Here is a 25,969-nt window from a genome sequence, read left to right on the forward strand (position 1 = left end):
GGCAGCAGCGCGGCAAGCTCGTCGACCGCGCCCTGCGCATCCCCCGCCTCCCCCCGCCACCGGACAACGTTGTGCCGAGCGGTAAGCGTGTCGGGGTGGTCCGGACCCAGGTGGTGGGTGGTTGCGTCAATGAGGGTGCGGTAATACTCGCGGGCGGCGCTGACCTGCCCAGTCTCGCCGAGGCTTGTGCCGACCTGGAACAGGACTGTGTGGGCGTAGGGGTGGTAGAGGGCCGGGGCCGTACCCTCGTGCAAGGCGGTGGCGTTGGCGCGCAGGGTCTGCTGTAGGGCCGGGTCACGTCCGTGGCTGGGCCAGAGGGCCAGGAGGGCGTCGGCGGTGCGGCGGGCGAGGGGGTGGCTCTGCTTCTTGAGGGTGGTGTCGCGGGCCGCTCGGGCGGTCAGGGCGTGGATGCGCACCAGCCCGGGGTCCCCGTTCTCACTCGAGGGCTGGTGGGTGGTCAGGCTGTAGCGGTCCAGCAGGAGAAGGCACGCGCGTACCTGGTTGGTGTGCGCCCCGCGAAGTCCGGGAATGGCGCGGGGGATGCTGCGGAACGTGCGCGGGTGCTTCAGGCGCCGGCACCACCGGGGGCCTGGTCCCGTCAGGGCGGCGAATGCCTGAGGATCGGTCCACAGTGCGGTGGGGGAGCCGTGGGGGTCCAGCCGGGCGACGGTGTCCAGGACTGCGCGGGCCAGGCCGGGGCGAGGCTCTTGGGCTTGGACGGCGTCGAGGTTGATGAGCATGGTGGTGTGCACGGCCTGCGCGTAGCCGTCGGCTCCGTCGCCGGGCAGTACCTCAGCCAGCATCCGGCCGGGTTCGGCCAGCATCAGCGCGTAGGCAGCGGGGGTGGTGTCGCGGTTGTTGTCCAGATAGGCGGCCGCGTGCGACAAAGCCAGCGGCAGCCGCCCCAGCAGGCTGGCGACGGACGCGGCCGGGCACCGGCAGTCGCTGCAGGTGCCGGGGTGGTCCGGTAGGCCGGGGGCGCGCTGGTGCAGGTAGGCACAGGCCTCGGCCTCGGTGAAAACGTCGACGTCGACGCGGGCGCGGCCAGCGGCCAGGGCCTTGCGCTGACGCGTGGTGGCCAGCACCCAACCACGAGGGTGAGGGCGGGGCCACCAGTCGAGTATCTGGTCAAGGTCATCGACGTCGTCGATGACCACCAGCCAGCTGCGGTCGGTGGCCTGCAGCCACTCCAGCAGGGCCCGAGCGTCGGCCTGGTCGTTCTCGCCGTCCGCGCCCGGAGCGTGGATCCGGGCCGCGGCCTCGGCGAAGTCCGCGACGAGCTGCCCCGTTCCGCCCTTGGCCGTGGTCCACACCGCCAGGTCAGCGCCGGAGGCGAGGTAGTAGGAGGCGGCCAGTTGGGACTTGCCGACCCCGCCGTCGCCCACCAGTACCTGCCCGGACTCGGCCGGCTGTGTGAGCACTACGTCCTGGCTCTCCGCGTGGGCCGCCTCCACCAGCGCCCGCAGAGAAGGCCGGGGCTGAAAGGAGGAGGCAAGCGGTGGCACCGCACCTACCCGCAACGGCCATCGCACCTCAGGTCGGACGTGGTTGACGGTGGTGTGGTTGACCACGCGCGAGCCCGGCGCGAGCGCGGCGCCCGGCGCGTCACCGCCGACCGCGACCTCCCCGGCCTGGACAGTCCGGTGGCCCACAAGGCGGGGCACGTCTCTGGCGCCGTCCTTGCCGTCCGCGTCGGCACCCCTGCTCAAGAGCGGGTCCGCTTGGCGCGCTTGCCCAGCGCCGCGTCGTTCGCGTCGCCGCCCACAGCGATGCCATCCTGCCCCGACTCCACGTCCACCTGTCCGCCATCCGCACCGGGCGCACGAACGGACGCCGGCCCGACGACCTGCGAGTCCTCACCCAGGGCAGCACCATTCGCATCCCCGGCGACCGCCACAGTGCCACCCCGTACCCGCCGCGCCGGCGCGGGAGCGGTGCGGAAGAACGCCACGACCGACACCATCAGACCCGCTGCCGACAGCACGGTGCCCGCCACTCCTGCCACCTGTGAGGCCTCATTCAGACGACCCATCACCAGCATGACCGTCAACCCCGCCGTCACGAGCAGAGCCGCCACCGCGCACACACCCGAAACCCAACGCGACATGACCACGCTCCCCCGAACTCCCCAGCACATCCGAAACCGGGCACCACGAAACGCAGTCTCCCAACACGACCCACCCAATGTCAGCTGCATGGCGCGTCCTGTTAGATCGATGCCCCGCGCCTCGGGAACGGCGCTCGGACGCCCGCGGAGCCATGTCGTGGGCGGCCCGTACCCACCCTCGGCGAGCCATGGCCTGGTGTCCCGGCGCGAGGGCGGGGTGCCACCGATCGTGCCGATGCCTGCCGGCTGCCGATCGCCAAGGGCCTCACACCCCACGGCCTCCACCACACCCACCGGGCGATGATGGAGGACCTGGGCACGGAGAAGGCGCTCGTGGACGAGCGCATGGGCCACCTCGACGGCTCGGTCTCCGCACGCTGCGCCCACGTCACCCCTGGCATGCGCCAGCGCCTCATGCTCGGTCTCACCGCACAGTCGGAAGCGTCCCTCGATGCCCGCATGGCACTGTGCTCGACGTCACCGGTGCGCGTGCTCAACAACCTCCTGCGCGCATGTGCGGTTGCCCTTCGGTAGCGCCACGGTGCCCCGCAACCCTGTGGCGGGGCACCGCCGTTCCTCCGTAGGAGGTCGGCGATTCAACGCTCATCCAGGTTGCATCGACCGATTCGGCGACACGAGCTCGACTCGGATGATCAGTTGGCCGTCAGCCTTATCCTGTCGCATGCACCAGATCACGCCACTTCGGCCCCTTTCGCGTTGCGCCTGCAACTTGGGATGCGAGAAGATGTTCGGCGCACTGTGGGCTCTGGCGTCGCAAGGTGAAGCGGCGGCGATTGAGTAGTCCCAGCACACAACATGCTTACGGGGTGGGTGGATGAAGTTCGACATGGGGTCGACGACCCTGTCGCAGCTCGGGAAGAGCACCGTCGGCTCAAGCGACGACCTGGGGACGCTGATCAGGTTGCTGATCCAGGCGGCCGAACCGCTGGAGGGCAAGTTCAATGGTGCCGGCAAGGCCGCGTTCGACACGTTCAAGGCGCATGCCGACGAGATCACGGCAGATCTGAACAGCTCGCTGGGCGCGATCCTCGGCGGTCAGTCCGGTATGGACACCGCTTTCGGCAGTGGTGACGTGGAGTTGGGTGACAACGCGCATCAGAACATGGGCGTTGCCAACTTCGACGCCGCCCGCTTCGGCGCGCGGTAACCGCCGTCGAAGAGGAACTCACCGCTGCCGTCGCCGTTTCAAGGGGATTCGATCATGACCCAGAATCAGGAGCGCCGCTCCTACGACACCGGCGCCTCCGCCGACGTACAGACCAGCCTGTCCGGAATCATCGGTCAGTTGGAGCGCGTGCTGACCGACCGCGACCGGGCGGTCAAGGCTGCCATGGCCGACTTCCGCGCCGACGGTGTCTCGGACGAGTACCACGGCAAGGAGGTCCGCTGGCACAAGGCCGCAGCTGAGGTGCGCGAGATCATCCGTCTGGTTCGCAACACGTTGGAGCAGAACGACGGCACCGCTCAGGCCACCCTCGCCAAGGCGAAGGCAGCGGTCGACAACATCGGCTGACCGGCGGTCGGCGGTGTCCCTCTCCGCTCCCGTCGGCGCCGCTCGCCCGAGCAGGCCATGCATCTGTAGCCCGCGCGACCATGGCTGACATGTTCGAGCTGATGCTCGCGTTGGACCTGCGTGACGAGTTGTCGGCGGGGGAACTCGCGGAGCTGCGATGGCATCTGGGAGTGGGCCCCCAGCCGGACACAGTCCGTATCGTCACTGAATTTCCGGTCGTGGTGGAGGACGAAGACGGAGAGTTCGTCATCGAGGATCATCCTGAGCCCCTTCTCGGCCAGCAGGGTGGTGGCTACAAGGTTGGGGGCGCACTTGTATCCGTGCTGCTGCGTCTGCAGGACGCGGGGCAGGAGGGCTGGGCGCTGACCAGTCGGCAGGAGATCCATCCGGACGATTTCGAGCGCGCTGGTGAACTCCTCAGCTGGCTCGCGGCCAAGGCTAGCGAGCGGCACCGAGGCTCCGACGGCGACGTCCATCTGGGATGGATCCGGTTCTACGAAGAGCCCTGGCCCGCACCGTTGGTGGTGCGTGACGGCGCGGTTGTCTGGCCGTCGTGGATCCGTGTTCGCGCCGTACGCTGGTGTGATGGGGGTGGCGATAGAGGTACTGATCGTGGACTGGCCGCGCGTGGAGGCGGCAGCGACCGGTGATCGGGAAGACCTGCTGACCGATGCCGCGTCCGGCGAGGCGTACAGCGACGACCTCTTCGAGCATGGCTGGTCTCGGTCCACGCGGCCGGGTGAGGACTGGTTCGGCCGGTATGCCTTTCGGAACACGCACGGCTCGTACAAACCCGGACGTCCGGGCCGGTTTTCGGTGGGAGTACATGCGCGAGTTCGTCGAGCCGAAGGTGCGTGAGGGGGTGGACTGGTTCGTCGACACGTTGTTCTGGCACGGGTTGGGGGACGCCACCGGCACCGGTTCGGGGCTCTCTGACCGGCCGTGCCCCTGGGACGCGGACCTCTTGCTGTGGTGTCCGCCCGATCAGGTACCCCTGCTTGCTGGATGGTGGCGGCAGGTGCAAATTCACCTGGAAATCTTGCGCGAGCCATTCATTCAGCACGCCGCGGAGCCCGGCGGACGGATCGGTACGTTCGAGTCGTTTGCCGACCTTCTCACCGACTGGGGCGAGGTGGTCACGGAAGCAGAGCGCCGGGGCTGGGGCCGGCCTGTGCTGCTGACTGCTGTCCATCACCTGCCTCGTTGCGTCCGAAATCCGCACGGCGAGAAGATGTTCAACGAGCACCTGCGTGTCCAGCGAACCGGATTTGAGTGATGTCAGCCCAGGATTACGACAGTCAGCTTCTTGAGTCCGTGGCGGTGCGCCGCCGGCGGTTGCGTGATGCCGTGTTGTTCGGGGCACGGCGGCAGCGGCGGACCGTGGACGAGCGGCTCGGGAAGGCGTTCGCGGGGGTGGTGATCGCCGCCGTAGTGTGTGCCGGGTGCGTGGGGTGGTCTTTCGTCGCGCACCGCGTGATCGGGAAGGCTCCGTACGGGACCCCCGCGCCTGTCTCCACGCCCTACGGGCAGCCCACCGTTCCACCGCAGCCTGCGACTTCGGCCCGATGATAGGTTCGAACGCGTGATATCCCGGGGGACGGCGAGCCGTACGGCACTGAGTCGAGTCACATTGGTCGGTGAGCGTCGGCGGGTGGATCTGGTGCTGCCGGCCCGGGAACCGGTCGGGCTGCTGTTGCCCGAGGTGATGCGGCTGCTCGACGACCGGCTGGCGGAGTACCCGCAGGACCGGCACCTGGTGACAGCCGACGGAAGTGCTCTGGAGCCGGATGCCACGCTGGAGTCGGCGGGAGTGCCCGACGGTGCCGTACTCCGGCTGGTCCGGGTCGAGGACGCGCCGTCCGCGCCGGTGGTCCATGACGTGAGTGACGAGGCGGCCGGTGATCTGGATATGCGGGCCTGGCGGTGGGACGCGCAGGCGCGGCGGATCACGGCCGCGGGCGCGGGTGCGATCTGGGCGTCGGCCGCCGGCTTCATGGCGCGTCAGGGGTTCGAGGCCGAGACTGCGGGATGGTCGCTCCTCGTGACCGCAGCGACGGCCGCGGTGGCCGGAGCGCTGTTGGGGCGGGCCGGGCACAAGGGGCTGGCCGCCGCTCTGGTCGTGGTGAGTGCCACTGTCGGCGTGCAGGGCGCGTCGGCGCTTGCTGTAGCCCATGGCCGGCCGGGAGCTCTGCGGTTGGCGGCGGTGCTCTCGGTCCTGGTGGTGGCGCTGTTGCTCCTCGGGTGGTTCTCGCCGGTCGGGCGGGGTGCGCTGGTCGGGGCAGGGGCACTGGCCGCAGCGGGGGCGTGCTGGGAGGTGGCGCTCGCGTTCCAGTCCGGCGGAGCCGGTACGGCCGGTTCGGCACGTGCCGGGGCACTGCTCGCCGTGGTGTCCGTCGTCGCGCTAGGTGTGCTGCCGCGGCTGGCGCTGGCGGCGTCGGGTCTGTCCGGGCTGGACGATCGGCGTTCTGCGGGCTCGTCCATCCGTCGCTACCAGGTGGCCACCGCGTTGGCTGCGACGCATCGGGGGCTGGCGCTGGCGACGGTCGTCACCGCGGTCTGCGGTGCGGTCGCCGGAGTGCTGGCGGTGCGTACGGTGACGGTGTGGACGGTGTTGCTGGCTGTCGCCGTGGCGTTCGTCCTCGCGTTGCGGGCGCGTGCCTACCCGCTGGTGGCGGAAGTGGTCGTACTGCTCGCGGCATCCATGATCGTGGCGCTGCGGCTTGCCTGGTTGTGGCGGGAGCACTCGGGAGCGCCGGCACCGCTCGCCGTTCTCGGCGTGCTGGTCGTGGTGTCGCTGGGTGTGCTGGCCGTGCAGCCCGCCGAGCATGTCCGGGTTCGACTGCGCAAGGGCGGCGACGTGCTGGAGTCGGCCGGCGTGATCGCTCTGTTCCCGCTGGTCCTCGGGGTGTTCGGGGTGTACGGGCGGCTGCTGGGCACCTTCGCGTGAGGTGGCGGTGATGACGACTTCCGGCCGTTGGCAGGACGACGTGCTGCGTGAGCTGACCGCGGGCTCGGCCGACGAGGCCCGCGAGCAGCCTGCGCCGGGCGACACCCGGCAGGCCCTGCCCGTGCGCCACCTGGACGGGGAACGTCCCAACCCGGGTCGACCGTCCCGCGAACAGCACACCACGGATCCGGTCTCGCCCGTGGACGAGCCGCAGTCCGCCCCGCACACACCGGCTCAAGCGCCCCCGCGCCTGGCGAACGAGATACCGCCGTCCCAGGTCCCCGGTACCGGCTCCTCCGCTCCCGGCGTCGAGGCAGCCTCGCAGACCCCGGCGACGCCGCCGAACGCCTTCCCCTCCGTACGGCCGCCCCGCCAGGCCCGGCTGCCCATGGCGACACCCGAGCCGGTGCCGACGCTCGACCCGCGCCTGGCCATTGCGCTCGGTTCGCCCCAGCACGGCGATTCGCTGGTCCGGCGTTCGGGCCGGTCGCTGCGCAAGCTGACCTCGTCGGCCGCGCAGGAGGTCGCCGTGGAGAGCCGATTGGGCACCATGGTGCAGCAGCCGGTGACCACGGGCCGGGTGATCGCGGTGACATCGATCCGTGGCGGCGTGGGCAAGACCACGACCGCCGCACTCCTGTCGCGGGCGTTCAGCCACTACCGGCACGACCCCGTGCTCGCTCTGGAGGCGGACGCCGCCCTGGGCACGCTGCCGGTGCGTATGGGTGCTCAGTCGGTACGCTGGTCGTGCGTCGAACTGTCTCGGATCCTTACTCCCTCGATGCGACTGACGGATGTCACCGGGTACTTGGTGCCAGTAGCGGACGGCGGCTGGCTACTGCCCGCGAGCCAGGGGCGGGTGGGCGCCCCGCTGGACGTCGCGACCTACCGCACCGTGACGCTCGCGCTGCGGCGCTACTTCGCCGTCACGGTCGTGGACTGCGAAACATTGCCCGGCGAGGTGGCCCGTACCGCCATGGACACCGCGCACGCACGCGTAGTCGTCGCCCCGCTCACCGCCGAAGGGGTGGGCGGTACCCGGATCGTTCTGGACTGGCTCGGCGGGCTGCCGCATGCCGCGCTCGCCTCCACCGTCGTGGCCCTCACCTCGAACACGCCCGACGCGAACCTCGACCTGAAGGCCGCCACGGCCCATCTGCGGGAAACCGGGGTCACCCTCGTGCATCTGCCCTACGACCGGCATCTGGCCGGTGGCGGACCGATCACGCCCGATCGGCTGGGTGAGGCCGCGCGCCGCGCGGCTACCCAGCTCGCCGCCGAGGCATTGCAGAGGGCGGTGCGGGTGCGTTGACCCAGCAACAGGTCCATCGCCCCGCCCGTTCGACGCGCCCTCTGCTCCAGCCAGCGCCGCGCACGATCGAGCCGCCGCCGAACCTGCCGGAGGGCAAGACCGGCAGCCCGGCGACCGCGCTGTTGCCGATGGCCGGCGTCATGAGTTCGGTCGTGATGATGACGGTGATCCGCTCCAGCCAGTTCGCGGGCCTGGGCGCTGTCGTGCTCGTCATCGCGCTGCTCGGTGCCGTCGGTCTGTTCCTGTCGCAGCGCGGCAAGGCACAGCGCCAGCGGCGCGTCCAGCGCGAGCGGTACCTGGAGTATCTGGAGGAGCTGCGCGCCGAGTTGGGCGCGGAGGAGCGTGAGCGTCGGCGTGCCGCGCGGCTACTGCACCCCGCGCCCGCGGCTCTATACGACGTCCTGCGTGATCCCGCGCGGCTGTGGGAGCGACGCCGCACGGACACAGACTTCCTCCACGTGCGGGTCGGTGTCGGTGACGTACCCGTGCAGGAGCTGACTATCGGCCAGCAGGCGGTCGGGGGCGTGCTCACCCCGCCCGACCCGTTCATGCTGAACGAGGCCCGCGCCCTGCAGGCCCGCTACACCACCGTGTCGGACCATCCGCTGACCGTGCCACTGGACCGCGCCGGGAACGTCAGCATCGTCGGCGACCGCGCCGGGGTGCTGCGCCTTGCCCGGTCCCTGCTCGTGCAGGCCGCCGTGACCCACGCACCGGACGACGTCGCCATCGCGCTCGCCTCTCCCAGGGACCGTATCGAGGAGTGGGAGTGGGCGAAGTGGCTCCCGCACGTCCTCGACCCGCAAAGCCATGACGGCGCCCTCGCCGCACGCCGTATCGCCCCCGGCATGGCTCAGCTGGCTCAGCTGATCGGCACGGATCTGGGGCGGCGCGCCTCGTACGCGGCCGAAGTGCGCCGCGGGCTGTCGGACAACAAGGCGCTCGCCCTGACCGACCGACTGCTGGTCCTCAGCGACGCGTACGGGGAAAACGCCGTAGAGCTACCGCGCCCGGACTCCGCCGTCGCCCTGGACGACATGGGCGTCACGGTTCTGCACCTGCTCGCCGAACAGGTCCACGAACCCGATCAGGTCTCCGTACGGATCACTGTCGACGGCGACCAGGTCACGGTGGAGGATCTGCGCGGAGAGCAGGTCGTACGGACGGACGGGGTCGTCGACCGCACCAGGCTCCCCGAGGCCGAGGGCCTCGGCCGGGCCCTCGCGCCGCTGCGCCTGTCCGCCGAGTCCGCTGCCGAGGGCACCCCCGTCTCCGGACCCGTCGACTTCCCGCAGCTGCTCGGCATCGACGACATGGCCGCGCTCGACCCGGCCCGGCAGTGGGCGCCGCGCGGGGAGCGGGACTTCCTGCGGGTGCCGATCGGCCTGGACGACCGGCATGAGCCGGTGCTGCTCGACCTGAAGGAGTCTGCCGAACTCGGCATGGGCCCGCATGGGCTGTGTGTCGGCGCGACCGGCTCCGGAAAGAGCGAACTGCTGCGTACCCTCGTAGTGGCCCTGGTGACGACGCACGCGCCGGAAGATCTGGCGATGGTCCTCGTCGACTACAAGGGCGGTGCCACGTTCGCCCCGTTCGCCGGTCTGCCGCACGTGGCGGGCGTGATCACGAACCTGGAGAACCAGGCCGGACTGGTCGAGCGCGTGCACACCTCGCTGGCTGGTGAGATCAAGCGCCGTCAGCAGGTCCTCAAGGACGCGGGCAACGTCGCCGACATCGGGCACTACCGCACCTTGCGTGCCACGGCCCGGCCTGACCTCGAGCCGCTGCCGCATCTGTTCGTCGTCATCGACGAATTCGGCGAACTCCTCACCGCGAAACCGGACTTCATCGACCTGTTCCTGTCGATCGGCCGTATCGGCCGCTCCATCGGTGTGCATCTGCTGCTGTCCAGCCAGCGCATCGAGGGCGGCAAGCTGAAAGGGTTGGAGACGTATCTCTCGTACAGGCTCGGTCTGCGCACCTTCTCGGCCGATGAGTCGCGTACAGTCCTGGAGACCACCGACGCCTTCCACCTTCCGCCTCTGCCTGGCTTCGGCTACCTGAAGGTCGACACCTCCACCTACACCCGCTTCAAGGCGGGCTTCGTCTCTGGTCCGTACCGCGGCCCCGTCGTACGCGAGAGCACCGCCGACGCCGAACCCCGCGCCTGGACGTATCCGGCCTTCAACGCCCTCGCTGCCGAGCCGGGCGAGGACGCGCCGGCGCCGCGTGAGCGCGAGACAGGGCCGACGGTCCTGGGCGTCGCGGTCGGCCGGCTCACCGAAGCCGCCGAACCGGTGCGCCGGATCTGGCTGCCACCGCTGCCCGAAGCGCTCACTCTCGACGTGGCCGCGGGTCCCGTACAGGTATCCGCCGATGGCCTCCGGCTCGCCAACCCCGGTGGCCCGTTGCGGGTGCCGCTTGGTGTCCTGGACGATCCGGCCCGGCAGTGGCAGGGCCCGTGGGTACACGACCTGAACACCGCGGGCGGACACACCGCCGTGATCGGTGGCCCCGCCTCCGGCAAGACGACGCTGCTGCGCACGCTGGCGCTCTCCCTCGCCCTCACCCACACCCCGCGTGATGTCGCCGTCTACGGACTGGATCTGGCCGGCGGCGGACTGAGTGCCCTGGCGGACCTGCCGCACGTCGGCGGCATCGCGACCCGCGCCGACCACGAGCGCGCCGCCCGTACTGTCGCCGAAGTGCGTGCCATGCTCGCCGAGCGCGAGGAGATCTTCCGTGAGCTGGGCATCGACTCGGTCGAGCAACTACGGACCTTGCGCGGACGAGGTGAACTTCTCCGGCTCGGCTCCACCGACATCGTCCTGCTCATCGACGGATTCGGCGCCCTGCGCGACGAGTTCGCCCACCTCGACGACGATGTGGCCGACCTCCTCAAACGGGGCAGCGGCTACGGCATTCATGTCGTGGCGGGGATGCTCCGCTGGAACGACGTACGCATCGCCACCCAGTCGCTGTTCGGCAGCCGCATCGAACTGCGTCTCAATGACGCGGCCGACTCCTCCGTCGACCGCAAGCTCTCCGAGACTCTCTCGGCGGACACCCCCGGCCGGGCTCTGACGGACGGCAAGCTCTTCGCCCAGGCGGCACTTCCGCGCATCGACGCACACGCCATCACGGACGGCCTCGGCCCGGCACTGGAGCAGGCAGCGGCCACGCTGCGCGCCGCCTGGCACGGTGAGACCGCCGCGCCCGTGCGGGTGCTGCCGACCAGGCTGCCCGCGCAGCGCCTGCCCTCCACCGCGGCGGAGCCGCGCGCGATCCCGATCGGTGTCGACCAGGAGACCCTGTCCACGACCGTCCTGGACCTGTTCGGCGCCGATCAGCACCTGCTGGTCCTCGGTGACAACGAGTGCGGCAAGACGAACCTGCTAAGGCTCGTCTCCCGCTCCCTCATCGACCGCTACGACAAGGACGTGTTGGTCTTCGGTGTGTTCGATCCGCGGCGCGGCCTGCGGGGAGTGATCCCGGAGCCGTACCGCGGCGGCTACGCGCACAACACAGCTCTCTCCCAGGCACTCGCCACCGGCATCGCCACCGAACTGGCAAAACGTCTGCCGGAGGCCGCCGACCCCGATGCCCTGACCGATGAGCCGACGTTCACCGGCCCGCGGATCGTGATCCTCGTCGACGACTACGACATCCTCACCGCGGCCGGACAGCAGCCCCTTGCCCCGTTCCTGCCCTATATCTCCTCGGCCCGCGACATCGGCCTGCACTTCGTCGTCGCCCGGCGGGTCGCCGGGTCCTCCCGCGCCCTGTACGAGCCGTTCCTGACGGCACTCCGCGAGACCGGCGCCACGGCGCTGGTGATGACGGGCGACCGCACCGAAGGCCAGCTCTTCCCCGGCCTGTACGCTTCCGCCCAGCCGCCCGGCCGCGGCACCTTGGTCCGCCGCGGCCGACGCCACCAGCTGATCCAGACCGCCCTCGCACCCGAGACTGAGCCAACGCAGGCCCCGGCATGACCAGTTGATCGGATAGCCGTGCCTTTGGCCAGAAGCGTGTGGCTGCTGCAACAACCGATCTGATAGGGATGAATGTCCTGTTGTCAGTGGTGCGTGCGATGCCGAGCAGCGCTGATGGAACGTATCTGCGGTTGACACAGCGGGGGTTGACGTGACGGGGTGGGACATCAGTCCCAGCGGGGTGGAGTCCATTCTGTCGTTGGTGGGTCTTGCAGCCGACGACCTGAGCAAGGACATCAAGGGCTACGGGACGAGCGTCCAGGACGCGGCGCAGTCCGCGGGCACGATCAGCGGCCCGTACTGCGGTGGTCCGCCGGTGGGGCCGGTGGGGGCTGCGGTCGCGAACTTCGTGTCCGACACCGAGGACTCGATCAAGTTCATGGCGGCCCGTATCAAGAAGACGATGGACGGGACGGTCAAGGCGACCGGTGCGTACATCGACGGTGACCTGGCGATGGCCGCCCGAGCCCAGCGTGAGGCGGCCAAGGCGCCCACCCCGGCCGAGCTTCGAGCCGTGGGTGAGCAGACGAAGCACCACGGGGGCGGGGCGTAGTGGACATGATCGAGCCGGGGGGCATACCCCAGTACACCGGCGACTTCGGCACGTTGTCCAAAGCCGTCACCGAGCTGCGCAAACACGCGATCGGCATACGTAACGCCGGCCAGGACGTCCACTCACGCTTCCAGGCGACGGCCGCGTTCTACCAGGCGCCGGAGGCGGACCAGCTTCTCTCTTCCACCCAGCCGGTGATGGACACGGCGGACGAGTTCGCCGGCCACACCGAGTCCCTCGCCGACGCCCTGGACACCTTCGGCGCCGAAGCGAAGCCGTACGCGAACCGCTTGAAGCATCTGAAGGAGAAGGCGATCGCCTTCGTCGACAGCGTCGAAGGCGACGACGGCTGGACCAAGGACCAGCACAAGGTCGACGAGCACGACGCCCTCATGCACGGCGTCGCGGAAGCCGTCGTGGGCTTTCAGAAGGCCGAGCACAACGCAGCGGTCAAGATCGGTTCCATCAGCCCGGCGCTGTGCCGCCCCGTGGGCGACGAGGGCAGCACGTACGGCCTCAGCGTCGACAAGCTCGAGTCCATGCCCGACCTGCCGTGGGGCACTCCCGTTGCCCGCACCTACGACCGCTGGAGCATGGACTGGTGGGGCCACGGCATCAAGAGCTGGGCGTGGGACGGCCTCGTCAAAGACAGCCTCTGGGGCGGCTTCGTCGGCCTGGGCACCTTCGAGGACAACCTCTTGGGTGTCAACGGCTCCGACGCACAGCACCAGACCTGGGACGGCCTCAAGCGCACCGTCGTCGGTGCCTACGCCTACGGCATGGACGCGGTCGGCGAGGGCGACCACCTCTCGGACTGGCAGCGCGGCAGCGAGGCGTACGCCGCGGAGTTCGGCAAGCAGTTCATCGCCTACGACGAGTGGCACAAGGACCCGGCTCGAGCCCACGCCGTCACCAGCTTCAACCTCCTCACCGTGCTGGGGGGCGCCGGCGGGGCGCTCGCCAAGCTGGGTAAGGCAGGCAGATTCGTGGAAGCCGCCAGCACGGTGTCCAAGGTCGGAGGTGCCCTGGATCCGATCTCCGGCGCCGCGAGAGCGGCGAGAGCCCTGTCCGATCTGCCGAAGGTCTCCGAGGTACTGACCAACGTCAGTGAACACCTGCGGCTGCCGAAGACGAGGTTCCCCGACGGCGCCCTGGACGACCTCGGCAACCGGTACAGGGTCGACAAGAACGGCAACTTCATCGCCCTCAAACCTGACGGCACGCCCGAGACCAGCCCGGTGAGGCACGAGCCTGCCGCAGATGACCGAACGGGTGGTTCTCCGTCCGGCGATCGCGAGCTGGTTGGTGCAGGTGCACGGACCGGCGAGGCCGGGGGACGTGCCGGCTCCCATGTGTCGCCTCATGCGCATCATGAGGCGGGTGACGCGCATGGGGGGAACACAGGATCGGCGCCGGAGGCGCGTGGCCACTCCGGTGAGCCCGACGGCGGCCACTTCACAGAGCATCACGGGGCCGATCACCACGGTGGTGACACTGGTGGCGGTGGGGACGGTACAGGACACGGGCACGGCTCTGGAGGCAGCGACAGCGGGTCGGGCGGCCACCCCCCGTCGACGCCTCACGGTCCCTCGCCAGACGGTGAGGGCAGGCCCATGGCTCGCGGAGGAGAGACAGAGCAGCAGGTCCGTGACGCGATGAAGGGCATCCCGGGCAAGAAGCGGCCGAAGCCCGACGTCCTCGAACGGGTGCTGAATAGGCTCGCCTCGGAACCTGACGGCCATCGGCTCGCCGAGATCATCGGCTCCGGGAAGTTCAACCAGAGCGACGAGTACGGGCAGGTCGTGTCGTCCCTGGGCGCGAAGAAAGAACACATGTTCCAGCCCAGCGCCGACCAGCTCATCTTCGCCGATGATCTGGTCAAAAGCGGCGTGCCCGCGCACGCCATCGACTTCGAGCTGAAGTTCCCGCCGGGCGCCGACGTGGACGTCCGCATCGCGGACGAATCCGGTGACATTTATGCATACCAGCTGAAACACCTCAACGACCCCCTGAATCCGATGAGCGAAATCACGCGGACCAAGTACCTGCTTCAGCTGGCGAAGGCCGAGGCCACCCACCGCATACTTCTGGTGGACGGAGGCCGGGGCACACGAGCAGACTGGATAGCCAACGGCTCCTACGATGCCCTCATGGACATTCACCGAGGCGGGAGCGGACCGGGCGAAGGCATTACGTTTGTCATACGCCTTGAGGACGGTAACCTCGTCATCCCGCCTGGCAGCAAGCTCGACCCCAAGGATATGCTGTGATCACCTCAAACCCTGTTGGCGACTGGACTTGGGAAGTCACGCCGGGCGCTGAAAAAGTCCGCCCCGTTCGGGCAGCGGAAACTGCGATAGCGGTCTGGAATGTCCTGGCCGCACACGAACTGGCGATCCCCAGAGGCAGGGTCAACGTGTCAGCCCGAGCCGTGGGCGACAGAAGAGACGTCCTTTTGGCAGTCGATGGTGTGTCCCTGGAGCCGCAGCCCCTGTCTCCTGAAACGGCCCTGTCGCGTGCGATGTCCCAGGTCGACTCCCTTGAGGGCGACCTCCTCGTCGGCGTCCGCATTGAATGCCCTGGCTGCTGGCTGGAATCAGGGGTGAAACATCGCGCCGAGAAGCTGTTCGTCCTCCAGGTGGACATCTGGAAAAGCAGCCTTCTCGTCGTGACGCTGGAAACGTACAGCGACGCGTGGCTGACGATGGACACGCGCGACCGGGAGCAGCCCGAGGTATACGCGGAGAACGCGCCCCGTTTGGCCACCGCTCTTGAGGAAATCTCGGCCTTGTTCGGCGCCGCTCCCACACCAGGCGACCCGAACCGCCACGCGACTCCCACGGAGACGGGTTTCGAGGATCCGATGGTCGAAGGATTCTCCTACGACGATTCCTGGGGGACGTTCGAGGTCGCCGCCCGCTCACGTCTGCTCCGCTCCAGAATTCCGACGTCCGAGGACGAGTATCAGGAGATCACGGACCACCCGGTGCGCTACTTCACAATCCAGCGCGGCGGACAAACCCTGGGCTACATCTGGGCATCCATCGGCGATGAGGCCGCGGGCTACGAACCCAGAACAGCCGCTGGCGAGTCGGCATTCGAAGCGGGCGCCGAATGGCTGCTACGCCTGCGGGCCGCTCATAGCCAAGGGCTCAGTGCGCTGGCCGCGCTGTCGTGGGCAGCGCAGAGTCCGCCGCGCCCGGATGGCGGCCTGGTCGTCGAGGAAACCCCGCAAGAAGCCCCGTCCCTGGATGCCCTGGAAGAACTCTCCGGCCGGTACTGAGAGCCGTAGTGCCGTCCTCTCTGCAGAAAGCAGCACATGCCCCAGGACGTCATCGCCCTCACCCCGCAGATGCCGGACATCAAGACTCTGCTGGCCGCACTGCACGCCGGCGGCCCGGACCTGCGCGTGAACCGGGCAGGTGGGGGATCCGTCGCCCAGTTGTGCACGGACGACGGGAAGCTCCTGGTCTCCGTGGAGGCCCCCCGCTACCTGCAAGTGCCGGGCGAGACAGAGCGGCTGCTGGGACCTGGCGTTCGGACAGAGGGACCGGTGTGGTGGACCGAGGTGCGAGCATCCACCGCCATCCCAGAAGCCAGGCTGCTCGCCGGCTCGGTCGCGGGACGGTTGACAACGCTGCTCGGCGGCATCACATGGCCGCCTGAAGCCGCCCATACCGACGTCGTGACCGTCCCGGCCACGGGTGAGGTGACGGTTCCGCCCGCTGACATGGACGGGCTGACCGATGCGGATGTGCTGACTGACAAGAGCGTCATCGTCATCTACGACCGCCCGGTCGTTGCCGCCACGACATGGCTGACCGAGGCGGTGCGAACGGTGGCACAGAGCCGACGGGAGCTGTATCTCGTCACGTCCCCCAATACCCGGCTGAGCCTGCCCACACGCACCGTGCTGGAGCGCATGCCCGCACGCTGGGTCGTACGCCACCCCGAGAGCGGCTACTACGACGGCCTCTCCGGAGCGGTTCTGCGCTGGTACGGCGGACGTTTCACCCCGGCTACCGACAACGGCCTCCAGATCGCTGACGTCTTCCAACCCCCGCTTGGTAAGGGCGGTGAACGGCAGTTGTTGCTGTCCATCCGCACCATCCATCCCGCCCAGGAGCACCTGATACTCGGTGGCGTTCTGGAGGACGCCTGGCAGACCCTCACCGGACTGCCGCCGGCCGGATGGGCCACCGCGGAGCCTGTCAACGTCCCTTGGTCGCCAAGGCAACTGACCGACCTGGCCCGCAGCCGCGCCCGACAAGCCCTGCCCACCTGGGCGGTCGCCGTAGGAACCGCCGGCCGCCCTGCGATCGCCATCTTGCGCATCGCTCACACGCGAGAGGGCGTAGAGGAGCACATCACGCTGGCTCTCGGTTATGCCGCAGACGAGAGAGCACCGGTCGAGCTGCTGCCCCAGCTCGCCGAATCCCTTGCGGCCAGGCGCAACCTTGCCACCATGATCAGTGAACTCCGCGCGGCGCGCGCAGACCTGACCACTCCGGCCCACCATGAACCGCCGTCGATCCCGATCGCTCTCACTCTTGGCCCGGACGCCGTGGCCGACCGCGGCATCAGCCATGCCCACAACGTCGGGCCGGAATGCATTCCGACCCAACTCGGCCCGGTCGGTCGCCCCGCCCTGCACTACCCGCTCGGCGACGGCAACGACCCCGCCGCCTGGCAACGCCTGCGGCACATCAACGAACACCTGAAAGGCGGGAGCGGGGCAGCTGCCCGACCGTCCTAACAGTCGCCGCCGCATCGGCCCCAGCAGCGGCCCGCCTCGGCTGGGTGCGATATGAGGTGCGAGCCACGAGGGCGTGATGGCGCGCGACCGAACTGAAGGTCGCCGGTCGCCGACGGGACCCGCTCTTGCTGGCATGGGCTATGCGACGATTGGATGAGGACGAGCGGGACGTCGCCGTACCTGCGCCGCCTTGGTGCAGCCGCCCCCCCAAGCACGCCACCTGACTGCGGCAGGCATCTCAATCGGGTGCTCCAACGCGTAAAACCTGACGCCAGACACTGGGCCTTGTAGAGTCTTAAGGAACAAGTTGTGCTTCAACTTGAAGCACAACCGACGTGTGTGGGGCCGCGCCCGGCAAGGCACGACCCCACGGTGGCTCATCCGAGAGGACGGGCCGACTGACCGCCCTAACGGCCAGTTTGGTGTATCCGTGGCTCAGCTACAGGTTGTGCTGGTTGTTCCACCAGGAGCTGATGGCAGCGCCAATGACGCGGCCGAGCAGCCCCAACAGGAACGCTTGTACAGCCTTGGCTGAGCCCTTTTCTCTGCGGCGTTTCCCGACGCTGATGCACATCCCTCCGGAGCATCCGTTCGTGCAGCACATCGCTGCGGACTTTGACGCTGATGCCCTGAGTGGTGCGGCGACCGTTGGTTCACATCGCTACGTCGAAGATACGGCCTCACAATGATCAACTCGGCGGCGACCAACAAAAGTTCAGCCCGTTAGGGGAAGAAAATCTGACCAGCCGGGCGTGTCCAGCCGCGTCTAGGCGGACGGCGAGATGAAGTCCTGACGGCATTGGCTCCGTGTGTTAGTCACCGAACAGGCTGTCCTGGACGTACCGGACCACACTCGACTTCGGGCGGAACAGGCCCAGCAGCATGAAGGTCTTGGGGTGTGCCGCGATGTTGCCGACGAAGAAGTGGACGGCGCGGTCGGGAGTGAACATCGACTCGTACCAGCGCTCCCGCAACTTGTCCTGCACGGCGTGCTCGCCGTACTTGCGCAGGAACTTGCGGTACGACGCGCCGGCCTCCCAGTCCTTCAGCGCCATGTCGTGTGTGGGGCAGTCGGCGTTCGCGCAGCGGAACTTGTAGCGGAATTCCAGAGGTACCCATTCAAGCCGGGCCATGTCCTGTTCGAAGAGGTCGAGTTGGTCGGCCAGCGCGGCCTTGGACTCGGGCCAGGGCTCTGCCGCTGTCAGCCGAAAGCTGACGTCCGTGGGCCGAAACACGCCGAGTGAGGTCCCGTGCTCCTCCTGGTCCCTCTTGATCGCGCACAGGGACGGCGAGACGAGCGGCTCGACGTACTTGTACCGCTGCCTCCAGTCACCGTCCGCCGGCACCTCGCCCACGATCTTGAGGGTGTCGAGGTCTGGCCGCAGGCTCTCGGGCCGCGAATCCCGCTTACCGTGCGGCTCGACGTCGACCTCGGTGATCGAGTACTTGGAGAACTGGGCCTCCTCCGCGAGGAGCCGGAACGGCACCGGGAAGAGTCGTACGTGCTGTGGTGTGCCTTGGTCCAGCCGTATGCCTGCCACGCAGCTGGTCTCGCGGTACTTGTTGGACAGCTCCGGATACGTCTTGACCGTGATCATGATCGTCGCGCGCTGCCGATTCCCCGATCCCATGGTGGCCCCCCTCCACAGATCTCCCCGATCCGATTGGAGGAGACGCATGCGCCACTGGGCAAGGGCGCGTGCAGGGGCGAGGGGTGAAGTCAGGCCAGGGGGATCACAGGCACGGCGGCCCGCTCGCGGACCGTCTCCAGGACGACCTGCCGGTGGCAGCGGGTCTCGTCCTTCTCGAAGCACAGCACCGCGACCCGTGACTGCTGGGCGTGCTCTGCCAGGCGGCCGAGATCGGCCTGCGCCTCCTGGGACCGCAGCACGTCACGGAAGCGGGCCCGGCCCACGTCCAGGCGGCCGTCCCAGAACGGCGCCCGGTTGTCCTTGGGATTGCCGAGGCCACGCAGGTGGGTGTACTCGATGCCGGCCTCGCCCAGAGCCTCCCCGAGGCGGGTCTTGCTGAAGCCCTTCTTGCGGCTGATCGGCGTCAGCCTGACGTCCGCCACTACATCGATACGGCTGTCGAGGAGCGAGACGACGAACGAGTCGATGTCCCGCCCTTCGTATCCAGCGGACCACAGGCCGGGCGTGACGTGGGCCTCCCGGAACAGATCATCCAGGGAGACCTCAAGAGCCTCCGCGACCGCGCCGACGGTGAAGAAACCTGGCTGGATCGCTCCCTCGCCTTCCAGGCGCGCCAGCGTCCTGGTGCTGATGCAGGCTTCCTTGGCGAGCCGCTCCCCCGACCACCCACGAGCTTCCCTCAGGGCTCGCACTCGCTGGGCGAGCGCGCGAGCGTGGTCGTGAGGACGCGCTGAGTGATGGCCTGCCATGTGTCGTGATCCTAATGGCCGTTGAGGCGGGCGGGCATGGTGTTCCCGGCCAGTCACAGGGCCGGATTCGCGAACGCGCAGGTCCGAGTGCCCTTAGCTGTCGCACTCCGTGCAGCTTCACCGGACACCCTCTGGGAGAAGCCGACCAAGATCTTCTCCCAGGTTTCTCCCAAACGATCTCCAGGAACCACTCAGGGGCCCGACCCGCTAAGCGGATCAGGCCCCTGACCTGGTACTACGGCGTCGGGGTGGCGGGATGTGAACCCACGACCTCTTCGTCCCGAAGCACCTTGGACGGGGCTTCTGCCTTGGGCGGTCGTGCCTACGACCTGCTCTGACGGTCCGCAGACGTCCGCCTTCGTCCGCCGCTGTGCGTCGGCGTTGTCACGCAGTTAGACACTCACCCTGGGCCGCGGCTTGGCCTGCGGCATGGCTGCACTCATCTGCTCTGCAAGTGGCTGGCCCATGCAGCCTTGATCTGCTCACCCTGTTCGGCAGTGATGACGCCAGCTTCCATTGCTACGGCCACGAGATCGGTGCCGGCCGCGAGCTTGAGGGAGGTGAAGGCATCGTTCATGCGGTCGGAGTTTCTGGGTGTCCCAACATGCCCCGGCTCCAGGTCACCGGGGAGGAAGTTCGCCACCTCTCCGTCGTGGCTTTCAAACGCCGCCTTGTCCATCCTCACGTGCACCCGTTTGTGCCGATGGTGACAACGGTTCCATGTGACCCTTGGTGGTACATGGGCCTGTCACTTGGCGCTCTGACAGTGACCTTGTCCCCTACCTTGAAGCTGCTCAGGGTCCTTCCACTGCCGAACACGCGCGTCCCCCCTCTAGGACATGTGGATCAGGAAGCACTTCATACCGCCCCGCTGCACCACTTGTACACCTCGTTCGGCCGCTGCGTGGACGAGAGACCAGTCCGCCAACTTCCGCCCTGGTCGTGCAGGAGGTACCGAGGCACCGCTTTAGTACTCCAGCAGCAGTTCGTGTCCTGAGCTGCGTTTTCGGTAATGACAGCGGCGGGCGACGGCCTGGCGGCGTCTTCTCCAGGCCGACCGCTTCAGCGCGTGGGTGACGGGATCGCGGTCGGCTCGCGAATGGGGCAGGGGAGCGTCCAGGAGCCGCCGTATCTCTGCCACGGTGAGCGGGACGGAGGCTGATCCGTTTCTGCAGCCCCCTTTGCGGCATCGCCGCCGGCCTGGGGTTGTGCTGCGATTGCGGTCAGGACGGCATGGGCGAGCATGGCCAGGGTGATGTGCCGATACCAGCCGACGTAGCGGCGGACCTCGTACTCGTCCAGGCCGCATTCGTTCTTCGCGGCTTGGAAGCATTCCTCGATCGCCCAGCGGCTTCCGGCGATGTGGACCAGGTCGGCGATCTCGACACCCACGGGTGCGTAAGCGAGGTAATAGGCCAGGTCAGCGGGGCCGGACAGGCTGCGGCGGGCCATCACCCAGCGGTGGTGGGTTGGCGGGTCGGGGTCGAAGATGATGTTGGCGGGTAGCTTGGCCGCGGCCCAGTCGTAGACCCGTGGACCCTTGGCCCCGTCACCGCAGGACAACCGCTGCCAGGCATCACCGGGCGCTTCGTCGATGAGCTGGTCGATGCGCCAGATGCCGGCCAGGGACTTGATCTGCTGCGACTTGGGCACCGCCACCACATAGCCGATGCCGAGCTGCTCGAGCAGACGGCGAAAATGCCAGTCCTGCCCATAGGCCTCGTCTGCAGTGATCCACTTGGCGGGCAGGCCGGCGGCCAGGCAGCGGCGGACGATGTCCCGGGCCAGCTCTCCCTTGGTCGCGAAGCCGCGTTCGTCGGGGATCTTCGCCGCCCGGCAGCGGTCACGATCGGACGTCCAGGCTTTGGGCAGATAGAGCTCCCGGTCCACCAGAGCGCGGCCCAAGCTGGTGGCATAGGCGGCGAACACCTCGATCTGGCAGTTGTCGATCTTCCCTGAGGTTCCGGTGTACTGCCGCCCCACCCCGGCTGAGGTGGTGCCCTTCTTGATGAACCCGGTGTCGTCGATGATCAGCACTCCACCCGGCCCGAGCCGTTCGTCGGCATAGGCACGGACGTCGTCACGCAAGGCGTCTGCGTCCCAGACACTGCTGTTCAGCAGCCGCTGGAAGCCGTCGGGAGTCTGGTGACCTGCCCATTCCGCGAGCTGCCAGCCGTTCTTGCGTGTCGCCCGCCCCAGCAGACCGCGGACGTAGTCCCGCATCCGCCACCGCAGATCCGCCCGCGCAAACCGGCCCGCCACCCGGGCGAACACCGACTCCAACTCACCCGCCCGGTCAGCGACTTCAGTCATCCCCTCCACACCAGGACAACGACAACCACCAGCTCAGGACACGAACCGCTGCTGGAGTATTAGAGGTCGTTTTCTCCCGTTGTTTCATCCCGGAATCTGCCGTTCGGTCTGCGGTGCCGGGTCGCGCCAGGAGATGGTGTTCTCGCTGGTGAGGCGGCGGGCCATGAGGTCTGCCATCGCGATATGGATCATGGCTTCGGAGCGGGCGGGCCGGGTTTCGTAGTCGCGGGCCAGGCGGCGGTGGAGCATGAGCCAGCCGTAGGTCCGCTCGACCACCCACCGCTTCGGGATCGGGGTGAACCCCCTGGTCCCGGGCTTGCGTTGAGTGATTTCCATGTCGATGCCGAGGCTGGCTGCGTGCTCGACGAGATGCTGGCGGTAGCCGCCGTCGACCCATACCTTGCGGATGCGGGGGTGCTCGGCGGCGACTTGGTCCAGGAGTTGGGCGCCGGCGATGGAGTCCTGCACGCTCGCCGCGGTGACCAGCACGGCAAAGAGGAGGCCCATCGTGTCGGTGACGATGCTCCGCTTCCTCCCGACGATCTTCTTTCCGGCGTCAATGCCCTGGCCGGAGGCGAGCACGCTGGTGGAGGTTTTCACGCTCTGCGCGTCGATCACGCAGGCCGACGGTTCGGCCTCCCGTCCTTCCTTCTGCCGTAAGAGTTGCCTGAGCAGACCATTGAGCTGGGCGAACACGCCTTCCTGCTGCCACCTGGCGAAGTAGCCGTAGACCGTGTTCCAGTGCGGGAAGTCGTGCGGAAGGTAGCGCCACTGAACCCCGGTACGGTCCACGTACAGGATTGCGTCCATGATGTCGCGCAGGTCATGTTCGGGCGGTCGGCCGAAGTCCAGGGCTCGGCCGCGACGCTCGAAACGCCAGGCCGCCAGGACCGGCTCGATCAACTCCCAGCGGGCATCGGACAGATCACTCGGATAGGGGCGTCGCTTCGACATGCTTCCGGCGTACCGCCGCGAACCGAGTGCGCCCAGTCGCACGCCAACGGCGGCCGAAGCACTCAACCTCAAGGATCGGGCATCCTGGGATGACACAGGATTGCGGTCTCTTCCGTCCCAGCCGAGACCTCCCACGACTCGCCGGTATCGACGGCCTCCGTGACCTCGCTCGTCCCGCCGCCTACCGCTCAATGAATCGCTCGATAAGCGGGCATCGTAGATGAAAACGACCTCTTAGACGTCGTTTCCTTTCGCCTCCTCAACTCCCGTTCAATAACTGGTGGTCGAACGCTGCGGCGCCCTGACCGACAACCGCTGGTTCGCGGCAGCCGTCCTCGCACTCATCCTCCCCAAAAGCCCCCCCGTCACCTCCCATCCCCATCCGGTAACCTGCTGATCCGCGCCGGGGTTCCGTACATCCACCGATGAGACAGTCGTCCGGTGGCGCGGACGGCGGCCGTCAGAGGTATGTAGTGCGTAGCACAACGGGGAAGATTTTCACGCTGACCACCATGGCGGCACTGGCGCTCGGCGTCAGCGTCTCGCCGGCCTCCGCGGCGACGACGGACAAGACGATCCGCAAGGTCAACGGCGTCTACGGGACGAGCGGCGAGTACTGGTACACCAACGGCAAGTCCTGGCGTGCCCTGAACTCGGTCGGCGCCCACAAGTCCGACATCACGGGCACGAGGAAGCCGACGCTGTACGCCCGCTTCCTCTACAAGAAGCCCGGCGGTACGTACAAGGCCGCCAGTGGCTGGAAGAAAGCCAACGTCTACAAGATCCGCGGCAAATGGGAGGCCCACGCCGGCTGGGGCAAGGACGGCTCCCACACGGGCGCGAAGTACCCCAAGAACACGCTGATCTGCACCCAGTTCAAGGGCAGCACCGTGAAGACCTGCGCCCCCCTGAAGTAACGACTCACCAGTGACCGGCCGGAGGCGGCACACCGGACCGCCTCCGGCACGGCCTCTCCGTAGGCGGAACACCTCTCGCTGGGAGCCGCTCTGAAGTCGGCTCCCAGGTGGCTCCCAAAGCCCGGCACGGAGATGTCGACGTCCCTGCTCCGTGTGACAGGTCGTCCACCAGAAGGTAGCTCTAGCCACTGGATCTTGGCCGCCATGCGGCGTGGGCGGGGTCGCTAGGGTTCGCCCTGATCCGCCTTCGTCCACCGTTGTTGGTGTCAACCGCTGGTGTCAGACATCAGTCGCCCACTTGACGGTCGGCCTGAATAGGGATTAGGGGCGGCACTCAGTCGCCGTCGCAAGCACGCTGAGCCTTCGCGAATGCGCCGCCCCGGACCAGAACCACACTGGGCGAGACGAGCCCCAGAGCTACGGCGGAAAGCACCATCGCCGCTCCGGAAGAGAAGCCGAGGAGTTTCGGTCGTCCGCCCAGGACGGGGCAGCCAGCCATCGGCGGTCAGTGTCGTGCGGCTGCCGTACGGCGTCGCACCGCGAACAGCACGCCTGCGCCAGCCGTGATCACTACGGCCGCCGATCCGCCGATGAGAGTGGTGTTACTGCCACCTCCGGTCTCGGCGAGTCCGGTGCCTGCAGCCGGCAAGGACGCGGACGTCGAGGGCACCGGGGACGTCGAGGTCGCGGGCGCGGCGGCAGGAGAGGTAGGCGTCGCAGTGACGGTCGGCGATGCAGAGGGGGCCGGGCCGGTCGGGGTGCTGGAAGGGTGGGAGGAGGTGGCCACGCAGGGGGTGTCCGGGGAGATCGGCAGGTTCGTCAAGAGCTCTTCGTGGATGTTGCCCGCCGTCACGTAGATGTTCCACTGGTATCCCTGTATCCACGGCACCAGGACCGTCGTGCTCACCCCTGCGGCGGTGGGGTGCTCGATGTGCCCGGTGCCGAGGGTCTCGCCGTCGCTGCCAACCGCCATCCGTCTCCGCACGGTGATGTCCGCGGGCGTGCCGGAGGGGTCCTTGTCCGTGACCGTGATGGCGGCCCGGACCTCGCCCGTGCTGGTGTCGCATGTCGCCTTCGCGGTGAAGTCGCTGATGCTGCAGGCGTAGGCGCTTCCGGAGGCCAAGAGCACGGCAGCTGTTGCGGCCGCAGCGGCAGCGGTGACGGCACGCTTGAATGTCACGGGTCCCTCCCCAGGGAACGTTCCACGAAGGGTGCCCGGATCAGGGCATCCGTTCGCCGCGGGCGCACACCCGCGGAAGGCTTCGAGGGGGCCGGAAGCCCGATCGGAGCGGCTCATCATTGCACCCTGGCGATCTGTCAACGCGCTCACCCCGGCTGCGAGAGAAGTGCCCGTCGGCCCCACCGCCCCGCTCACTCACCTCAACCACCTTCCCCAGCTCCCATCCCGGTGCCGTCCGATCCCCCGCCGGAGGCATCGTCTTGACCGTGGGCCGCGCAAGTGCGGCGATCGACTCATGGCTTCCGGCCCTCTCCACATGTGGGCGCGCGTCGGCGTCGGCCGCGCCGAGCGGGCCGAAGGCAGGAGCGCGGGCGCGGCTAGAGCCGGGAAGCACGCCCGGCGGAGCGGAGCGCAGCCGGGGCTTGAACCCGTCGAGAAAGTTGTAACTCACCCTGCCGGATGGGGCTTGTCCGGTCCCGGTAGATGCTTGACACTTCGGTCCCAGCTGATGGTTGACAGTGGCCGTGATCGGTTTTCTGTGCGCGTCGTTGCGGTGCGTGTGGGGAGGCCGGGATTGGCGCTGGTGGAGTTGTCGGTTGTCGAGCAGAGATATCGGGCTGTCCTGGCGGTGCTGGCGGGTGCGACGGTGACCGAGGTCGCCGCGTCGCTGGGGGTGTCCCGGCAGACCGACCGATCAGGTGGTTGTCGATCGATACCGTCCTGAATACACCTTCGAGCGAACCGACGCACGGCGGACCCCACATCGGGTGCTTGCGCCGCAACTCACACACGGCCGCCTCGACCTCGGCAGAGGCCTGATGCGGACCACGACGCCGGCCTACGCGAACGATCCGCCAACCCGACCAGACCCAAAGCCTCATACCTCGACTTCCAGCCGCTGACCGGAGCCCCGTTATCTTCTTCGTGGTCCTGCAAGAGGGCCGCTGGCCTCCGGGCCCGGCATGACTGTTGCCCCCTGTCGATGGGATGACCTGGGGGGTGG

20 protein-coding genes and 4 pseudogenes are annotated in these 25,969 nt (G+C 68.3%); 15 read left to right on the top strand and 9 right to left on the bottom strand.

The window, feature by feature from the left end; genetic code table 11:
* Both ABVB68_RS21145 and ABVB68_RS21150 read right to left on the bottom strand, forming a co-directional pair.
* Positions 1 to 1,421, bottom strand: a pseudogene (locus ABVB68_RS21145) (tetratricopeptide repeat protein); the annotation flags it as partial.
* Positions 1,422 to 1,705: 284 nt separating this feature from the next.
* On the bottom strand, positions 1,706 to 2,107 hold the full coding sequence (locus tag ABVB68_RS21150; RefSeq protein WP_353602652.1) for a hypothetical protein: 402 nt from the start codon (positions 2,105 to 2,107) through the stop codon (positions 1,706 to 1,708).
* A 150-nt stretch (positions 2,108 to 2,257) separates the two neighbouring features.
* Between ABVB68_RS21150 and ABVB68_RS21155 the strand changes: the two are divergent.
* The 13 genes and pseudogenes from ABVB68_RS21155 to ABVB68_RS21215 form a co-directional block, all read left to right on the top strand.
* Positions 2,258 to 2,641: pseudogene (locus ABVB68_RS21155) on the top strand (LacI family transcriptional regulator); the annotation flags it as partial.
* A gap of 301 nt (positions 2,642 to 2,942) precedes the next feature.
* On the top strand, positions 2,943 to 3,275 hold the full coding sequence (locus tag ABVB68_RS21160; RefSeq protein WP_353602653.1) for a hypothetical protein: 333 nt from the start codon (positions 2,943 to 2,945) through the stop codon (positions 3,273 to 3,275).
* A 54-nt stretch (positions 3,276 to 3,329) separates the two neighbouring features.
* Positions 3,330 to 3,641 (top strand): pore-forming ESAT-6 family protein, encoded by a 312-nt coding sequence (locus ABVB68_RS21165; RefSeq protein ID WP_353602654.1) that lies wholly within the window; start codon positions 3,330 to 3,332, stop codon positions 3,639 to 3,641.
* A gap of 89 nt (positions 3,642 to 3,730) precedes the next feature.
* Complete coding sequence (locus ABVB68_RS21170) at positions 3,731 to 4,291, top strand: hypothetical protein (RefSeq protein WP_353602655.1); 561 nt, start codon at positions 3,731 to 3,733, stop codon at positions 4,289 to 4,291.
* A 176-nt stretch (positions 4,292 to 4,467) separates the two neighbouring features.
* Positions 4,468 to 4,917 carry a hypothetical protein gene (locus ABVB68_RS21175; RefSeq protein ID WP_353602656.1) on the top strand — a complete coding sequence of 150 codons (450 nt, stop codon included), beginning with the start codon at positions 4,468 to 4,470 and terminating at the stop codon, positions 4,915 to 4,917.
* Positions 4,917 to 5,210, top strand: a complete 294-nt coding sequence (locus ABVB68_RS21180; RefSeq protein ID WP_353602673.1) for a hypothetical protein — start codon at positions 4,917 to 4,919, stop codon at positions 5,208 to 5,210. Before ABVB68_RS21175 ends, ABVB68_RS21180 begins: the two co-directional genes overlap by 1 nt.
* A gap of 13 nt (positions 5,211 to 5,223) precedes the next feature.
* On the top strand, positions 5,224 to 6,588 hold the full coding sequence (gene eccD / locus ABVB68_RS21185) for a type VII secretion integral membrane protein EccD (protein WP_353602657.1): 1,365 nt from the start codon (positions 5,224 to 5,226) through the stop codon (positions 6,586 to 6,588).
* Positions 6,589 to 6,598: 10 nt separating this feature from the next.
* The gene (locus tag ABVB68_RS21190) at positions 6,599 to 7,900 is read left to right on the top strand and encodes a nucleotide-binding protein (RefSeq protein WP_353602658.1); all 1,302 of its coding nucleotides are present in this window, start codon (positions 6,599 to 6,601) and stop codon (positions 7,898 to 7,900) included.
* Positions 7,897 to 11,892 (top strand): type VII secretion protein EccCa, encoded by a 3,996-nt coding sequence (gene eccCa / locus ABVB68_RS21195; protein WP_353602659.1) that lies wholly within the window; start codon positions 7,897 to 7,899, stop codon positions 11,890 to 11,892. The genes ABVB68_RS21190 and eccCa overlap by 4 nt, the downstream gene beginning before the upstream one ends.
* Positions 11,893 to 12,043: 151 nt before the next feature.
* Positions 12,044 to 12,445: a DUF6507 family protein gene (locus tag ABVB68_RS21200; RefSeq protein WP_353602660.1), complete on the top strand. Its 402-nt coding sequence runs from the start codon at positions 12,044 to 12,046 to the stop codon at positions 12,443 to 12,445.
* A 5-nt stretch (positions 12,446 to 12,450) separates the two neighbouring features.
* Positions 12,451 to 14,715: a hypothetical protein gene (locus ABVB68_RS21205; RefSeq protein WP_503006210.1), complete on the top strand. Its 2,265-nt coding sequence runs from the start codon at positions 12,451 to 12,453 to the stop codon at positions 14,713 to 14,715.
* Positions 14,712 to 15,728, top strand: a complete 1,017-nt coding sequence (locus ABVB68_RS21210; RefSeq protein WP_353602662.1) for a hypothetical protein — start codon at positions 14,712 to 14,714, stop codon at positions 15,726 to 15,728. Before ABVB68_RS21205 ends, ABVB68_RS21210 begins: the two co-directional genes overlap by 4 nt.
* Before the next feature lie 36 nt (positions 15,729 to 15,764).
* A complete protein-coding gene (locus ABVB68_RS21215) occupies positions 15,765 to 17,201 on the top strand; it encodes a DUF6177 family protein (RefSeq protein ID WP_353602663.1) in 1,437 nt (478 codons plus the stop codon).
* Positions 17,202 to 18,013: 812 nt separating this feature from the next.
* Here the strand turns inward: ABVB68_RS21215 and ABVB68_RS21220 are convergent.
* From ABVB68_RS21220 to ABVB68_RS21240, 5 genes are all read right to left on the bottom strand, one after another.
* Complete coding sequence (locus ABVB68_RS21220; protein ID WP_353602664.1) at positions 18,014 to 18,832, bottom strand: DUF8757 domain-containing protein; 819 nt, start codon at positions 18,830 to 18,832, stop codon at positions 18,014 to 18,016.
* A gap of 89 nt (positions 18,833 to 18,921) precedes the next feature.
* Positions 18,922 to 19,602 carry a DUF488 family protein, N3 subclade gene (locus tag ABVB68_RS21225; protein ID WP_353602665.1) on the bottom strand — a complete coding sequence of 227 codons (681 nt, stop codon included), beginning with the start codon at positions 19,600 to 19,602 and terminating at the stop codon, positions 18,922 to 18,924.
* Between the two features lie 439 nt (positions 19,603 to 20,041).
* A complete protein-coding gene (locus tag ABVB68_RS21230) occupies positions 20,042 to 20,281 on the bottom strand; it encodes a hypothetical protein (RefSeq protein WP_353602666.1) in 240 nt (79 codons plus the stop codon).
* A gap of 383 nt (positions 20,282 to 20,664) precedes the next feature.
* The gene (locus tag ABVB68_RS21235) at positions 20,665 to 21,915 is read right to left on the bottom strand and encodes an IS701 family transposase (RefSeq protein ID WP_353602667.1); all 1,251 of its coding nucleotides are present in this window, start codon (positions 21,913 to 21,915) and stop codon (positions 20,665 to 20,667) included.
* An 84-nt stretch (positions 21,916 to 21,999) separates the two neighbouring features.
* A complete protein-coding gene (locus tag ABVB68_RS21240) occupies positions 22,000 to 22,869 on the bottom strand; it encodes an IS5 family transposase (protein WP_353602668.1) in 870 nt (289 codons plus the stop codon).
* A 512-nt stretch (positions 22,870 to 23,381) separates the two neighbouring features.
* Between ABVB68_RS21240 and ABVB68_RS21245 the strand changes: the two genes are divergently transcribed.
* The gene (locus ABVB68_RS21245; RefSeq protein ID WP_353602669.1) at positions 23,382 to 23,786 is read left to right on the top strand and encodes a hypothetical protein; all 405 of its coding nucleotides are present in this window, start codon (positions 23,382 to 23,384) and stop codon (positions 23,784 to 23,786) included.
* A gap of 505 nt (positions 23,787 to 24,291) precedes the next feature.
* On the opposite strand, the gene ABVB68_RS21250 is transcribed toward ABVB68_RS21245, so the two are convergent.
* On the bottom strand, positions 24,292 to 24,966 hold the full coding sequence (locus ABVB68_RS21250) for an LAETG motif-containing sortase-dependent surface protein (RefSeq protein ID WP_353602670.1): 675 nt from the start codon (positions 24,964 to 24,966) through the stop codon (positions 24,292 to 24,294).
* A 589-nt stretch (positions 24,967 to 25,555) separates the two neighbouring features.
* Here ABVB68_RS21250 and ABVB68_RS21255 point away from each other — a divergent pair.
* Positions 25,556 to 25,663: pseudogene (locus ABVB68_RS21255) on the top strand (helix-turn-helix domain-containing protein); the annotation flags it as partial.
* 51 nt (positions 25,664 to 25,714) lie between these two features.
* On the opposite strand, the pseudogene ABVB68_RS21260 reads toward ABVB68_RS21255, so the two are convergent.
* A pseudogene (locus tag ABVB68_RS21260) lies at positions 25,715 to 25,869 on the bottom strand (helix-turn-helix domain-containing protein); the annotation flags it as partial.
* Positions 25,870 to 25,969 lie beyond the last annotated feature (100 nt).

This window comes from Streptomyces sp. NPDC096012 (assembly GCF_040426375.1).
Taxonomy (GTDB): Bacteria; Actinomycetota; Actinomycetes; order Streptomycetales; family Streptomycetaceae; genus Streptomyces.

What these genes read in the sequence shown, in the direction of transcription:
- ABVB68_RS21240 (WP_353602668.1), bottom strand. Translation starts at nt 22,869, where the DNA reads ATGTCGAAGCGACGCCCCTATCCGAGTGATCTGTCCGATGCCCGCTGG.
- ABVB68_RS21175 (WP_353602656.1), top strand. Translation starts at nt 4,468, where the DNA reads ATGCGCGAGTTCGTCGAGCCGAAGGTGCGTGAGGGGGTGGACTGGTTC.
- ABVB68_RS21180 (WP_353602673.1), top strand. Translation starts at nt 4,917, where the DNA reads ATGTCAGCCCAGGATTACGACAGTCAGCTTCTTGAGTCCGTGGCGGTG.
- ABVB68_RS21165 (WP_353602654.1), top strand. Translation starts at nt 3,330, where the DNA reads ATGACCCAGAATCAGGAGCGCCGCTCCTACGACACCGGCGCCTCCGCC.
- ABVB68_RS21150 (WP_353602652.1), bottom strand. Translation starts at nt 2,107, where the DNA reads ATGTCGCGTTGGGTTTCGGGTGTGTGCGCGGTGGCGGCTCTGCTCGTG.
- ABVB68_RS21190 (WP_353602658.1), top strand. Translation starts at nt 6,599, where the DNA reads ATGACGACTTCCGGCCGTTGGCAGGACGACGTGCTGCGTGAGCTGACC.
- ABVB68_RS21225 (WP_353602665.1), bottom strand. Translation starts at nt 19,602, where the DNA reads ATGGCAGGCCATCACTCAGCGCGTCCTCACGACCACGCTCGCGCGCTC.
- ABVB68_RS21235 (WP_353602667.1), bottom strand. Translation starts at nt 21,915, where the DNA reads ATGACTGAAGTCGCTGACCGGGCGGGTGAGTTGGAGTCGGTGTTCGCC.
- ABVB68_RS21205 (WP_503006210.1), top strand. Translation starts at nt 12,451, where the DNA reads ATGATCGAGCCGGGGGGCATACCCCAGTACACCGGCGACTTCGGCACG.
- ABVB68_RS21220 (WP_353602664.1), bottom strand. Translation starts at nt 18,832, where the DNA reads ATGGGATCGGGGAATCGGCAGCGCGCGACGATCATGATCACGGTCAAG.
- ABVB68_RS21170 (WP_353602655.1), top strand. Translation starts at nt 3,731, where the DNA reads ATGTTCGAGCTGATGCTCGCGTTGGACCTGCGTGACGAGTTGTCGGCG.
- ABVB68_RS21215 (WP_353602663.1), top strand. Translation starts at nt 15,765, where the DNA reads ATGCCCCAGGACGTCATCGCCCTCACCCCGCAGATGCCGGACATCAAG.
- ABVB68_RS21245 (WP_353602669.1), top strand. Translation starts at nt 23,382, where the DNA reads ATGGCGGCACTGGCGCTCGGCGTCAGCGTCTCGCCGGCCTCCGCGGCG.
- ABVB68_RS21160 (WP_353602653.1), top strand. Translation starts at nt 2,943, where the DNA reads ATGAAGTTCGACATGGGGTCGACGACCCTGTCGCAGCTCGGGAAGAGC.
- ABVB68_RS21230 (WP_353602666.1), bottom strand. Translation starts at nt 20,281, where the DNA reads ATGGACAAGGCGGCGTTTGAAAGCCACGACGGAGAGGTGGCGAACTTC.